The 12,747-nt window shown below is 75.2% G+C and carries 12 protein-coding genes and 1 pseudogene; 6 read left to right on the top strand and 7 right to left on the bottom strand.

Going from position 1 to position 12,747, the window contains the following annotated elements:
* Positions 1 to 95: 95 nt before the first annotated feature.
* On the top strand, positions 96 to 2,111 hold the full coding sequence (locus PV364_RS40040; protein ID WP_319665873.1) for a peptidoglycan recognition family protein: 2,016 nt from the start codon (positions 96 to 98) through the stop codon (positions 2,109 to 2,111).
* On the opposite strand, the gene PV364_RS40035 is transcribed toward PV364_RS40040, so the two are convergent.
* The 3 genes from PV364_RS40035 to PV364_RS40025 all read right to left on the bottom strand — a co-directional run bounded on the left by PV364_RS40035 (position 2,074) and on the right by PV364_RS40025 (position 6,249).
* Positions 2,074 to 2,574 (bottom strand): hypothetical protein, encoded by a 501-nt coding sequence (locus tag PV364_RS40035; RefSeq protein ID WP_319665872.1) that lies wholly within the window; start codon positions 2,572 to 2,574, stop codon positions 2,074 to 2,076. The genes PV364_RS40040 and PV364_RS40035 overlap by 38 nt on opposite strands.
* 49 nt (positions 2,575 to 2,623) lie before the next feature.
* On the bottom strand, positions 2,624 to 5,506 hold the full coding sequence (locus PV364_RS40030) for an ATP-binding protein (RefSeq protein ID WP_319665871.1): 2,883 nt from the start codon (positions 5,504 to 5,506) through the stop codon (positions 2,624 to 2,626).
* A 503-nt stretch (positions 5,507 to 6,009) separates the two neighbouring features.
* A complete protein-coding gene (locus PV364_RS40025; protein ID WP_319665870.1) occupies positions 6,010 to 6,249 on the bottom strand; it encodes a DUF397 domain-containing protein in 240 nt (79 codons plus the stop codon).
* Positions 6,250 to 6,635: 386 nt separating this feature from the next.
* Between PV364_RS40025 and PV364_RS40020 the strand changes: the two genes are divergently transcribed.
* The 5 genes and pseudogenes from PV364_RS40020 to PV364_RS40000 all read left to right on the top strand — a co-directional run bounded on the left by PV364_RS40020 (position 6,636) and on the right by PV364_RS40000 (position 9,631).
* Entirely contained in the window at positions 6,636 to 7,157 is a 522-nt protein-coding gene (locus PV364_RS40020; RefSeq protein ID WP_319665869.1) for an isochorismatase family protein, read from the top strand.
* Complete coding sequence (locus PV364_RS40015) at positions 7,148 to 7,813, top strand: phosphotransferase (protein WP_319665868.1); 666 nt, start codon at positions 7,148 to 7,150, stop codon at positions 7,811 to 7,813. The genes PV364_RS40020 and PV364_RS40015 overlap by 10 nt, the downstream gene beginning before the upstream one ends.
* A gap of 49 nt (positions 7,814 to 7,862) precedes the next feature.
* Positions 7,863 to 8,398 (top strand): annotated as a pseudogene (gene cpt / locus PV364_RS40010) (chloramphenicol phosphotransferase CPT).
* Between the two features lie 220 nt (positions 8,399 to 8,618).
* Positions 8,619 to 9,203 carry a cysteine dioxygenase family protein gene (locus PV364_RS40005; protein ID WP_319665867.1) on the top strand — a complete coding sequence of 195 codons (585 nt, stop codon included), beginning with the start codon at positions 8,619 to 8,621 and terminating at the stop codon, positions 9,201 to 9,203.
* The gene (locus tag PV364_RS40000) at positions 9,200 to 9,631 is read left to right on the top strand and encodes a rhodanese-like domain-containing protein (RefSeq protein ID WP_319665866.1); all 432 of its coding nucleotides are present in this window, start codon (positions 9,200 to 9,202) and stop codon (positions 9,629 to 9,631) included. The genes PV364_RS40005 and PV364_RS40000 overlap by 4 nt, the downstream gene beginning before the upstream one ends.
* Here the strand turns inward: PV364_RS40000 and PV364_RS39995 are convergent.
* The 4 genes from PV364_RS39995 to PV364_RS39980 form a co-directional block, all read right to left on the bottom strand.
* Complete coding sequence (locus PV364_RS39995; RefSeq protein ID WP_319665865.1) at positions 9,597 to 10,298, bottom strand: alpha/beta fold hydrolase; 702 nt, start codon at positions 10,296 to 10,298, stop codon at positions 9,597 to 9,599. The genes PV364_RS40000 and PV364_RS39995 overlap by 35 nt on opposite strands.
* Before the next feature lie 30 nt (positions 10,299 to 10,328).
* Complete coding sequence (locus tag PV364_RS39990; protein ID WP_319665864.1) at positions 10,329 to 11,141, bottom strand: universal stress protein; 813 nt, start codon at positions 11,139 to 11,141, stop codon at positions 10,329 to 10,331.
* Positions 11,142 to 11,219: 78 nt separating this feature from the next.
* On the bottom strand, positions 11,220 to 11,651 hold the full coding sequence (locus PV364_RS39985; RefSeq protein WP_319665863.1) for a hypothetical protein: 432 nt from the start codon (positions 11,649 to 11,651) through the stop codon (positions 11,220 to 11,222).
* 119 nt (positions 11,652 to 11,770) lie between these two features.
* On the bottom strand, positions 11,771 to 12,747 hold a 977-nt coding region (locus tag PV364_RS39980), incomplete at its 5' end, for a tetratricopeptide repeat protein (RefSeq protein ID WP_319665862.1).

Raw genomic sequence — 12,747 nt, 5'->3', positions numbered from 1 at the left:
CACAAACGCACTTCCCTCGGGTAGTTGACGGATGATCGGCCTCGGGATACCTCTGTGGTTTCCGATCGGCCCCGTGCGTCACACAGGAGGCTGCAGTGCGAGGAGTCACCCCCCACCCCGCGAGACGCCGGTACCGGAAGGTCGTCACCGCGGCCACGGCGGGTGTCGCCGTGGGCGCGTTGCTGTCGGCACTCTCGCCCGCACCCGCCGCGGGCGCGACAGCGCCCGCTCGCCGGGCGCCGCTGCAACAGGCCTTCACGGACGCGTCCGCGCGCTACCGGGTACCGGAGAGCGTCCTGCTGGGCGTCTCCTACCTGGAGTCGCGCTGGGACACCCACCACGGGCTGCCCAGCGTCACCGCCGGCTACGGGCCCATGCATCTGACCGACGCCCGCACGGCACTCGCCGACTTCCCCCAGCGGGGTGACGGCGGGGAGGACCCGCGCGGCAACGAGCAACGACCGCTCGATGACGTCGGCCTGACCACCCGGACGGCGCGCGCGCTGCCCGCCGCACTGACCACGCTCGACCGCGCGGCCCGGCTCACCGGCCTGCGCGCCGCCGATCTGCGCCAGCACGCCTCCGCGAACGTCCAGGGCGGTGCGGCGCTCCTCGCCCAGGCACAGAAGTCCTCCGGTGCGCCCCTGAGTTCGGACCCCGCTCAGTGGTACGGAGCGGTCGCCCGCTACTCGGGCGCCGACGACACCGCGACCGCGGCCTCCTTCGCCGACGACGTCTTCCAGGTGATCCGGGACGGCATCGCCCGCACCACCGACGACGGCCAGCAGGTGGCCCTGGCCGCGCATCCGGGGCTGACCCCGCACCGCGCCCAGGTTCACACGCTGGGACTGCACGACACCGACCGGGACGGGACCGAGTGCCCGTGGACGGTGGCGTGCGAGTGGCTGCCCGCGCCGTACACCGAGTACGGCGACAAGAACTACGGCAATCACGACCTCGCCGACCGCCCCCACGACCAGTCGATCGACTACATCGTCGTCCACGACACCGAGGCCACCTGGGACACCTCGCTCCAACTGGTGCAGAAGCCCGACTACCTGGCCTGGCACTACACCGTCCGCTCGGCGGACGGCCACATCGACCAGCATGTGAGGACCAAGGACGTCGGGTGGCACGCCGGCAACTGGTACGTCAACGCCAAGTCGATCGGCGTCGAGCACGAGGGCTTCCTGACCGACCCGGGCACCTGGTACACCGAGGCGATGTACCGGGCGTCGGCGCGCCTCGTGCGCCATCTCGCGCAGCGGTACGGCATCCCGCTCGACCGGCAGCACATCCTCGGTCACGACAACGTCCCGGGGACCACGTCCGCCTACATCGCCGGTATGCACACCGACCCCGGCCCCTACTGGGACTGGGCGCACTGGTTCCGGCTGATGGGCGCGCCCTTCCACGCCACCTCCGGCCCGGCGGGCGGCCTGGTGACCATCGCCCCGGACTACGACGCCAACCGCCCCGCGTACACCGGCTGCACGACCGCGGGCGACACCTGCCCCGTCCGCGGCTCCGAGGCCGTGCGGCTGTACTCCGAGCCGCGCGAGGACGCTCCTCTGGTGAGGGACATCGGCCTGCATCCGGCCGGCGACTCGACGACCGGGGTCAACGACACCGGCGCCCGGGCGTCCACGGGTCAGCAGTACGCCGTCGCGGAGCGCCGCGGCGACTGGACGGCGATCTGGTACCTCGGCCAGGAGGCGTGGTTCCGCAACCCGCCCACCGAGCCGACCGCCCTGTACGGGCACGGCTGGGTGGTCACCCCGAAGGACGGGCGCACCGACGTCCCGGTGTACGGACGGGCCTTCCCGGAGGCGGCCGCGTATCCGGCCGGGGTGCCGGTGCAGCCGGACGCACCGCTGCCGTACAAGCTGCTCGCGGGGCAGCGGTACGTGGTCGGGGAGGCGACGCACGGCGAGTACTTCCGTGCGGTCACCTTCGACGCCGCGCAGCACGTGGTGGTGCGCGGCCGACAGGTCTACTACGAGATCCAGTTCGGCCACCGGGTGGCCTATGTGAAGGCCGAGGACGTGACCGTGCTGCCCTCGGAGGCCGGGTTCAGCCCTGCTGGAACATTTCCGCGGGCAGGGGCTTGAGCAACTGGTAGAGGTCGTCGGTGATCGGCCGGTCCCAGGTGGCGATGGTGACCAGCACACCGTCGCTGCGGTCGAACTGGGTGCAGGACACGCGCCCCTCGGAGAGCTTGATCCTCCGGACGATCAGCAGGTTGTCGCCGTGCATGACCGGGGTGTCCTCGGTGCCGACGACCTCGACCGGCTCCTCGTTGCCGAGTGCGGCGAGCAGCTGGGCGACCTCGAACGGGGGCTGGCCCTCTTCGAGGTCGCGGGCCGGTGAGCCCTCGGGGAGGTTGCCGATCAGCATGGCGGGGCCGCGGCCGCCGAACAGGTCGTAGCGCAGGAAGATGCCCTGGCAGCTGCCGTCCTCCCCGGGCAGCAGCCCGGCGCCCAGTTCGCCCGGCCAGTCGCCCGGGTCCATGGCCAGGACGTCGAATTCCGGCCCTGTGGGCGTTGCGGCACTGCGGCGGCGGAGGAACGACATGCGCCCATCGTACGGTCCCCGGGCGGCGTGCGTGCCCGGGGCCGCAGTCCTAGACCGACAGGGCTCGTGGCAGCCCCGCCCGGTCGGTGCCGATCTTGCGGTAGACCGCGGAGAGCAGGCGGGTGACGGTGTCGCCGTCGACGCCGAGCGCGGCCGCGACGGCGGCCTCGTCCATGCCCTGGGCGGCGTACGCGGCGGCCGCCCGTTCCTGCGCGGAGAGCGCGTCGGTCTCGGTGGCGCGCAGTCGTCGCGGTCGCAGTCCGGCGGCTGCCAGTTCGTCACGGGCGCGCTCGGCGAGGGCGTCGGCGCCGCAGTGGACGGCGGTCTCCAGCCCGCGGTAGAGCTGCTCGGCGGCTTCCTGGAGGTGGGCCTCGCGGCGCAGGGCGGCGCCGTGGTCGACCAGCGCCCTGGCCAGTTCGTAGCCGGCGGGCGAACGCTCCAGATGGCTGACGGCCTCTTGGAGCAGCTTGAGCCGTTCGGGCTCGGGGGCGACCTCGGCGGCGACCCGCAGTGCCTGGCCGATGGCAGAGGGGGTGCCGTACTGGCGGGCGCGTTCGACGGCTTCCGCGGCGGTGGCGCGGGCCCGGTCGGGAGTGTCCTGGGCCTCGGCGAGCGCGAGGTGGAGTTGCCACGGGCTCCACGCGGGGTTGCGCATGCCGCGCGGGTCGAGGCGCCGGCCGACGGTGCTCAGCTGGGTGATGGCGTCCCTGACCAGGCCGCGGGCGAGCAGCAGCTCGCCGTAGACGGTCTGGGCGTCGGGGAAGGTGACGGCCGCGGGGAAGGGCTCCCCGAACTCGTACTCCTCCGCGAGGGCGGTGGCCTCCGTCACCCGGCCCCGGGCCACCAGGATCGTGACGAGGATGGCGACGCTGTACCAGAGCACCGGGGTGCCCCGGCCGACGCGGTCCGCCAGGCGCAGGCCGTCGCGGGCGAAGTCCTCGGCCTCGGCGAGGCGGCCGCGGCGGTAGCGGACGTAGCCGAGCAGGGAGTAGCCGAAGGCGAGGTGGGCGCCGCGCCAGCCTTGGCGCTCGTAGTCGCCGATGCCGACGGCGAACAGCTCCTCCGCGCGGCCCGGCCGGTCGGCGTACATGTAGGTCATGGCGACGAGGACCGGGACCTCGAATCCGAAGTCCTCGTTGGCCCACGGCAGGCTGCCGGTCAGGGCGCGGTCGGAGTGGGCCAGGGCGGTCTCCGCGGGCTCCCCGCGCAGGGTGGCGTCCCAGGCGCGCAGGCCGATGATGTACCGCTCGGTGAGGTCGCGGCCGGTGAGCCGGTCGGCGAGGCGGGCCAGCCGGCGGGAACGGGCCGGCGAGTCCTGCTCGTCGCTGCGGAAGGCGTCCCACATGAACTGCTCTTCCTGCATGCGCAGGCGGGTACGGGCGCTGCTCGCGGTGCGGGCGGCCTGGCCCACGGTGTCGGCGGCCTCGCCCAGCCGGTCGGAGTGGGCGAGGGCCTGGGAGAGCCGGTAGATGATCGCGTCGCGCAGCCCGGCGTCGGCGATGGGCTCCTCCAGCGCCGCGCGGAGGTGGTTGACGGTGGTGGCCGGCTCGCTCAGCAGCGAGGAGCAGCCGAGTTCGAAGAGGACCGCGGCCCGGTCGTCGTAGGCGGGGGGTTCGCGCAGGGCGCGGGCCAGGTAGCGGCGGGCCGCGTCCGGGGCACCGGCGCGGGTGGTGTCGCGGGCGGCCTGGCGGAGCTGCGCGACGACCCAGGGGTCGCCCTCCGGGTGGGTCTCCAGCAGGTGCCGGGCCGCGACGGAGGGCCCGAGGCCCGCGTCGACGACCGACCAGGCGGCCTGGCCGTGCAGGGCGACGCGGATCGCGTCGGGGATCGCCCGGTAGACCGCGGTGGCGATCAGCGGGTGGACGAACTCCAGGATGTCGCTGCCGGTGAGGATGCGGGCCTTGCGCAGCCGGTCCGCCGCGTCGGCGGCCTCCTCGCCGCCCAGGCCCGCCACGCTGGCGGCGATCGCCGGGGAGATGGAGGTGCCCAGGACGGCGGCGGCCCAGGCCATGCGTACGGTGGAGGCACCGAGGCGTTCCAGCCGGGCGATGAGCCCGCTGCCCTTGGCGGCGGCCGCCAGGTCGCGCAGCAGGTGGGCGCTGGACTCCTCGGGGTTCAGCCGCCGGTCGACGACCTTGGCGGTGAGTTCCACGGCCTCGAAGGGGTTGCCGGCGGTGACGGCCCAGCACTCGCGGCAGAAGGCGTCGTCCGCGTGGTCGCCGACCGTGGCGCGGACCAACTGCCCGATGGCCGCGGCGCTCAGCGGCTCCAGGCCGAGCGGGCGGCTCCCGGAGCGGTCGGGCAGGCCCCGGAACGCCTCGGCGGTGGCGGGGAGTTCGTCGGGGCGGTAGGCGACGACGACGAGCATGGGCAGCTCCTCTGCGCGGGGCGCGAAGGAGGAGAGCCAGCGCAGGGACTCGGGGTCGGCCCAGTGGGCGTCGTCGAGGACGAGCACCACGGGGGCGCGCCGGACGGCGATGTGGGTGAGGACCCAGTCGAGCCCGTCGCCGATGCCCTGGGGGTCAGGGGGCGCGCCGCCCTCGGCGCTGCACAGGCCGAGCGCGGGACCGACGATGCCGTACCAACTGCCCAGCGTGTTGCGGAGTTCCGCCTCGCCGGCGCCGGCGAGCTGGGGCTGCAGCAACTGGCGGGCGACGTGGAAGGCGACGCCCTGCTCCTGGTCGCCGCCGCGCGCGAAGAGCACGGTGCAGCCGAGCGCGGAGGCCCGGCGGCGGGTCTCGGTGAGCAGGGTCGTCTTGCCCAGTCCGGCCGGGGCGGCGACGGCGAGCAGACCGCCGCGGCGCGGACCGGCGTGCTGCTGGGCGCCGTCGGACCTGATGCCGGTGAGTTCGGCCAACGCCTCGTCGACGGCCACCAGTTCCGCTTCGCGTTCCAGCAGTGGCCGCCGGGACTTCGGCGTGCGCTGTGTCATGTGTGCACCCCCTGGCCCTGATGGCCCTGACCCGGCGCGCGCCGGAGCGCGCCGCAGACATCCGGACGCCTGTCCGGTGACGTCTCAGCGTACGCCCACGGGGACGCTGGGTGAGTGGATAAATGTGAACTGGTGTCCCCTGTTCGCAATCGTCCGCGCCGTGATCGACTTCGTTCGGCATCGTGCGGAAGAGCGGCCGGAACATTCCGCCGGAGCGGGCGCACGGGCAGGACACTCCGTGTCGCGCTCAACAGCGCGTCGCGCGCCAGCAGTTCAGAGGGAACGCCACGTTGTGAGCGTATCGATGACATGACGACCCGTCAAGAATGATCGAGGCCCTGACGACCGGGCCGGGACGACCGGCGGGGACGACCCTGCGGGGGCCGCCCGGGCCGGCGGCCTGCCGGCCCGGGGGCGTCCGCTCTCGGGGACCCGGATGGCCCTGGGGCGGGCGACCGCGAGGCGCGCGCCGCACCCGCCCGGATGACGCGGGGGGCGGCCCGCTACGTCAGGTCGAACTCGCCGTCGCGGGCGCCGAGGACGAAGGCGCGCCACTCGGCGGGCGTGAAGACCAGGGAGGGCCCCTCGGGGTTGCGGCCGTCCCTCATCGCGATGTAGCCCTCGACGAAGGCGATCTGGACATCGCCCGTCCCCTGGCTGCTCGACTGCCACTCGGCGTTCGCCAGATCCAGCTGCGGCTTCGTTCCGCCCGCCAGCGGCGATCCGATCGTGCTCTCGGCCACGTCCGTGCTCCTCCCGACTGCGTCGTCCGGGCCAGCCTAGCGAGGGTGCCGTGGCCCGGACAGGTCATGGGAGAACCTGCCCGGCCCCGGTACGGGTTCATGCCCGCGTCACCCTCCGGGGTGGCCGGACCGGACCGGTCCTCCGCCGGGTGCGCCCCCGTCCGCGCCCCGGGCGGGCGTCGGCGCGCGCGATGTCCCGCCCGCGCAGATGGGCGTACGGTCCGTCGGCGTACCGTCGGGAGAAGCTCGACGCGGCACTCTGGGCGCGGCCGTCGTCCCGGTCCGCGAGGAGCGGCCTTGTGCCCGCCACCACGGAATACGCGCCTCCGGCCGCCGATTTCCGCTTCACCGGGGCGCGTCACGGCGCGGGTGCCTAGGGTGTGCCCATGACGCGTCTCGACCCGCAGCGCACGGCACTTGTCGTGATCGACCTGATGGACCGCATCGTGGGCCTGCCGTTGGCCCCGCACTCCGGGCAGGAGGTCGTCGCCGCGTCCTCGGCGCTCGCCGCGGCGTTCCGCAAGGCGGGGGCGCCGGTCTTCCTCGTGCGGGTCGAACGCCCCGGGGTCGACGAGCAGCCGCCCGGCAGCGACCTGGTGGAAGGCCTGGCCGAGGACGGCGACACCGTGGTCGTCAAGCGCACGGTCGGCGCGTTCCACCGCACCGGCCTGGACGAACTGCTGCGCGGGCAGGGCATCGACACCCTGGTGCTGTGCGGCGTCGCCACCAACATGGGCGTGGAGTCCACCGCGCGGGCCGCCGCCGACCACGACTACGAACTCCACTTCGCCGAGGACGCGATGGCCGCCCTGACAGCCGAGGAGCACAGCGCCGCCGTCGCGCAGGACCTCCCGCGCTTCGGGAAGGTCGCCACGGCCGCCGGGCTCGCCGCCGCGCTGTGGAACTGATCGGCCGCGGCCGGGACGCCGACGTCTTCGCCCTGGACGGCTCCCGTGTGCTGCGCCGCTACCGGGACGGCGGCCCGGTGCGCGAGGAGGCCCGCCTCATGGCGTACCTCGCCGCACGGGGCTGCCCGGTGCCGCGCGTCCACGACGTGACCGACACCGACATCGTCATGGACAGGCTCACCGGCCCCACCATGGCTCAGGACCTCGGGCGCCGCCCCTGGCTCGCCCATGCGCACGGGCGCACGCTGGGCCGCCTGCAGTCCGCGCTGCACCGCGTCCCGGCCCCCGGCTGGCTGCCGCGGCGCTTCCCCACCGGCCGCGAGGGCGCCGACCGCGTCCTTCACCTGGACCTGCACCCCGAGAACGTGGTCCTCACCCCCGGCGGACCGGTGCTCATCGACTGGCGCACCGCCGCGGCCGGCGATCCGGCCGCGGACGCCGCGCTGACCGTGGCCATACTGCGCGGGGTGGTGCTCGGCAGGATGCAGCGCGCCGGAGTCCGGGTCCTGCTGCGCGGATTCCTCAACGACTGCGCCGTGGACCCGGCCCCGCGCCTGGCCGAGGCGGTCGCCGCCCGGTTCACCAACCCCAACCTGCTGCCGCAGGAGGCGGAACGGCTGCGCCGGTTCTCCCGCCGGGTGCCCGGCGGCAATTGAGTCGCGTGCCGTGGCGGCGGGCACCTGGCCTGACACGGTGGCTCCCCGCGTGATCGTTCTGAACGGCGGCTCCAGTTCCGGCAAGTCCGGCATCGCGCGCTGCCTCCAGGCGCTGCTGCTCCCGGACACCTGGCTCACCTTCGGCGTCGACACCCTGATCGAGGCGATGCCGGCCGCGCTGCGCGGCTCGGACTCCGGACTCGGCATCGCCTTCGGCGCGGACGGCGAGGTCGCGGTCGGAGCGGGTTCCGGGCGCTGGACGAGGCGTGGGCCCGCGGCATCGGGGAGATGGCACGTTCGGGGGCCCGGGTGATCGTGGACGAGGGGTTCCTCGGCGGTGCGGCGTCGCAGGACCGCTGGCGGCGTGCCCTGGCCGGGCTGGACGTCCTGTGGGTCGGGGTGCGTTGCGACCCCGGGGTCGCCGCGGGGCGCGAGACCGCGCGCGGCGACCGCCTGCCCGGCATGGCGGCCGCGCAGGCCCCCCTGGTGCACCGCGGAGTGATCTACGACCTCGAAGTGGACACGACACACACGGAGTCCATGGACTGCGCACGGACGATCGCCGGTCGTGTTTCGCCCGTGTGACGAGTGCGATCAGGGGCGCGACGCGGGACGCGTCCTGTGGTTTCATGGGCTCATGCGCACGAACATCTGGAACTTGGGGCCGCTGTGGCCCGGCCGCCGTGCGCATCACTTCGACCAGAGCTGTCGCCGGGGCTGACGTCCGCCTCGTCCCGACCGACCCTCGCGACGGCCCCCCGATGTGTCCGGGGCGTCGAGCGATCACTGCTCCGGAGCGATTCCCATGGCCCTGCACGACAGGGCGGGCGGTCCCACCCCGCTCGTCCTCCCCCAGTTGCGCGCCCTGGTGCGCGGCTACGCGGAAGCCGTCGCGAACGGCACCCACCAGCCCGTCCACCTGGCGGAGGGCCGCTGGTACACGCGACTGCACCAAGATCCCTACGTCGACGTCTGGCTGATCACCTGGCCCCGCGACACCTCCACCGAACTCCACGACCATGCGGGGTCGCTCGGCGCGCTCACCGTGGTCAGCGGCGCCCTGACCGAGCACCGCTGGACGTACGACCGCGAGGGCCGCGGCCGGATCACCGGACGCGAGCTCGCGGCGGGGCGCGGCGCCGGCTTCCCCCTCGGGCACGTGCACGACGTCGTCAACGCCTCCGCCGCGCCGGCGGTGAGCGTGCACGCCTACTCGCCGCCGCTGACCGCGATGGCCTACTACGCGGTCGACGACACCGGCTCGCTGCGCCGTACGCGCACGGTGCTGACCGACGCTCCGGAACCGGCGGCCGTGCCGGCTTCGCCCCCGCCACCGCCGCCGTCCCTGTCACCGTCACCGTCCGCAGTCCTCCCGGAGGTGGTCCGATGACCGGGCCCGCCGCAGCCCCCGTCCCGTCCGGCATCGACCGGATGCTCGCCCGGGCCCGGGAACGGCTGCGCAGGATCGGCCCCCACGAGGCGGCGGCCGAACTCGCCGCGGGCGAGGCGCTGCTCGTCGACATCCGGCCGGCCGCGCAGCGGGCACGGGAGGGCGAGTTCGCCGACGCGCTGGTCATCGAGCGCAATGTGCTGGAGTGGCGGCTCGACCCGCTCAGCGACGCGCGCATCCCCGAGGCGACCGGGCACGAGGTGCGCTGGATCGTCGCCTGCTCGGAGGGCTACACCTCCAGCCTCGCCGCCGCCTCCCTGCACGACATCGGGCTGCCGCGCGCCACCGACCTCGAAGGCGGCTTCCAGGCCTGGCGGGCCGCCGGGCTGCCGGTCACGGGCGGCGAGGACCAGCCAGGAACGCGCTGACCTCCTCGAGGAAGCGCTCCGGGTCGTCCTCGTGGACCAGGTGCCCGGCCCCGGTCGCCACCAGTCGTGCTCCGGGGATGCGGGCGGCGATCCGCTCGATCCCGTCCTGGGAGACGTGACTGGCCGGACCTCCGGCGATCACGAGCGTGGGGCAGGTGATCCGGCCCAGCAGGTCCCACCAACCGGGATCGGGGGCGTTGATCCACCGGTTGACGGCCGCGACGACCCTCCAGTCGAACCTCTCCCCGCCCTCCGGACCAGTGGGCACCGTCCGCGGCGGCACCGCGGGGTCCGGCGGCACGGGCTCCTCCAGGACGAGTGCGGTCAGCCGCTCCGGACGGGCGGCGGCCAGCAGGTACGCCACGACCCCGCCCATGGAGTGCCCGGCCAACGCCGCCTTCTCCAGACCGAGCGCGTCGAGGAGGCCCACGACGTCGTCGCGCATGGCCTCGAAGGCGTACTCCCCCGGCCGCTCGCTGGCACCGTGTCCCCGCAGATCGGGCGCGAGCACCCGGTGCGTCCGGGCCAGCGCGGGGACGACCGGCGCCCAGTCCGCGCCGTCCGAACCGCGCCCGTGCAGCAGGACCAGGGGCGGGGCGCCGGGATCGCCCCAGGTGCGGTAGGCCAGCCGGATGCCGTTCACGTGCGTTGTCAGAAGATCGTCCACGCGCCGGACGCTACCCCGCCGCCGCGGGGGTCACTCGTACGGGACCACGGCGACCGGGCAGGGCGCGTGGTGCAGCACGGCGTGCGCCGTCGGCCCGAGGCAGGCGGGCAGGTGGGTGTGGCGGCCGATGACCAGCAGACCCGCGCCGGCCGCGGCACGCACGAGCGCTTGCGCGGCATTGCCCGCGACGACCTCCTGGGTGATCTCCACACCGGGCGCCTTCTCCCGCCAGGGGTCCAGCGCGGCCGCGACGGCGTGCTTCTCGCCGGCCCCGATCTCCGCGCCGCAGGCGGGGTCCATCGCCGCCGGGGCGTACCGGTAGGTCGGCGGATACGACCAGGTGTGAACCGCCCGCAGGGGCGTGCCACCGCGCTGCGCGGTCTCCACGGCGAAGGCGGTCACATCCGCGGCCCCCTGCCGCAGCGCCAGACCGAGCACGACCGGCCGGGGGTCCCGCACCTCGGGCGCGCAGTCACCCTCGCGGACGACCACGACCGGGCGCGTCGCCCGGGCCAGCGTGGCCTGGCCGACCGAACCCACGACGTAACCCGACAGCCCGCTCAGTCCCTGCGAACCCAGCGCCAGCAACTCGCTCCGCCCGGCCTCCGCGACCAGCAGCTCGGCCGGCGGGGCGTCCGCCACGTCCGTGGTCACCGCCAGCCCGGGATGGCTGGACGTGAGCTCGTCCGCGGCCTCGCGCAGCATCGCGTCCCCGTACGGGTGGCCGCCCGCGTGCACCACACGCAGCGGCACGTTCCGCCGCACCGCCTCGCACGCCGCCCAGCGCATCGCCGCGCGGCTCTCCGGCGACCTGTCCAGGCCCACGGTCACGGGTCGGATCATCGGACGCGCCTCCCTCCACCCACCACCACCCCCACAGTAGGCGCCCCCGCCCCGCGGGGCGCCCCGGCGACCCCCCGATCAGGTCACCCGCAGCTCCCCCGCCCGGCTCGCGCACCGCACCCGTCCGGTGGCGAACGCGATCTCGGCCGCGACGCGCCCCGTGTGGCCGTCGTACTCCTCGCCGACCGCCGTCACGAGCTGCCCGAGATGGGGCCCGAACGGCGTCCCGTCCGCGAGCGGCCCGACCTCGACCCGGCCGTGCGCGCCCATGTCCCAGCCCGTGTGCGGCTGCCCCCCGGCCACGATCAGGCACCAGTCGGAGCCGGTGGCGAGGTGCGCGAACGCCCCGGTGGCGTCGATCAGCCACACGTCCAGGGGACCGCTCGGAGCCGCGGCCTCGGATCGGTGCCAGGAGGTGACCACGCGCTCCAGCCGCCTCCCGACGAGGGCCTCGGCGGGCAGCCCGGGTCCGTGCAGCGGGCAGGCCCGTTCCCCGGCGGAATCGTTCATGCGGGCGACCGTACCGGGCTGTTCACGCGGGGCGTCCACGGTCTGAGCCCGGCACCGGGCTCCCCGGGCGACGGCCGCGGCCGCGGACCTGCCTGCGGAACCGGCATCCTGACGGTACGTCAGCCGGGCTGACCGGCCGCCGCGGCGGCCGCCGCACCCGCCGGGCGCCCGAGGCGCTCCCGGCACTGGGCCTCGTCGGCGCGGCTGGCCTGCGTGTCGGGATGGTCCGCGCCCAGGACGCGTTCGCGCGCCGTCGCCACCTCGCCGTGCAGGGTCAGGGCCTCGTCCCACTGCCCGAGCCAGCCCAGCGCGACGGCGGCCTCGCGGCGGCTGACGAGGGTGTCCCGGTGGTCGGCGCCCAGCGTGCGTCCGCGGACCTCCGCGACCGCGCGGGCCTCGGCCAGTGCGTCCGGCCAGCGCCCGAGGCGACCCAGGGTGACGCCGAGGCCGTGCCGGGCGCGGAGCGTCTCGGGGTGATCGGGGCCACTGACCCGGGCGCGGACCTCGGCCAGGTCGGCGTAGAGCGCGCACGCCTCGGCGTACATGCCCATGCGGCCGAGGCAGGCGCCCAGTTCGTGTCGTGCGGCCAGGGTCTGCGGATGCTCGGGGCCGAGCGCGCGGGCCCGCGTGGCGGCGATCCGGTCGTACTCCAGGCGGGCCTCGGACCAGCGGCCCAGCAGGTCGAGCAGGCGCGCCGTCTCCCCGCAGGTGGTGAGCGTGTCGGGGTGGTCCGGGCCGAGGACCCGGGCGCGGGAGGCGGCCACCTCGGCCGCGAGCGTGTGGGCGTCGGCGATGCGGCCCAGGCGCCCCAGTGTCACGGCGAGGTTGTGCCGGCAGTGCAGCGTGTCGGGGTGGTCGGCGCCCTGCCGGCGTTCGCGGGCGGCCAGCACGGTGGCGTACGCCGCGTGCGCCTCGGTGTGGCGGCCCAGCCGGCCGAGGGTGTACGCCGCCTCCTGGAGCGCGGCCAGCGTGTCGGGGTGGTCCGGGCCGAGGCGGCCGGCGCGCGCGGCGGCGACGTCCTCGTACGTGCGCAGCGCGTCGGCGGCGCCGGCCGCCGGCAGGGCCTCAGCCGCCCGCAGGCCGCGGGGGCCCGGCC

This window comes from Streptomyces sp. MI02-7b (assembly GCF_033793585.1).
GTDB lineage: Bacteria > Actinomycetota > Actinomycetes > Streptomycetales > Streptomycetaceae > Actinacidiphila.
The sequence above is the reverse complement of the archived record's forward strand: the minus strand, read 5'-3'. Positions and strand labels throughout refer to the sequence as shown.

Coding starts and splice junctions, on each gene's coding strand:
- PV364_RS40035 (WP_319665872.1), bottom strand. CDS start 2,574: ATGTCGTTCCTCCGCCGCCGCAGTGCCGCAACGCCCACAGGGCCGGAA.
- PV364_RS40030 (WP_319665871.1), bottom strand. CDS start 5,506: ATGACACAGCGCACGCCGAAGTCCCGGCGGCCACTGCTGGAACGCGAA.
- PV364_RS40020 (WP_319665869.1), top strand. CDS start 6,636: ATGACGCGTCTCGACCCGCAGCGCACGGCACTTGTCGTGATCGACCTG.
- PV364_RS40005 (WP_319665867.1), top strand. CDS start 8,619: ATGGCCCTGCACGACAGGGCGGGCGGTCCCACCCCGCTCGTCCTCCCC.
- PV364_RS40000 (WP_319665866.1), top strand. CDS start 9,200: ATGACCGGGCCCGCCGCAGCCCCCGTCCCGTCCGGCATCGACCGGATG.
- PV364_RS39990 (WP_319665864.1), bottom strand. CDS start 11,141: ATGATCCGACCCGTGACCGTGGGCCTGGACAGGTCGCCGGAGAGCCGC.
- PV364_RS39985 (WP_319665863.1), bottom strand. CDS start 11,651: ATGAACGATTCCGCCGGGGAACGGGCCTGCCCGCTGCACGGACCCGGG.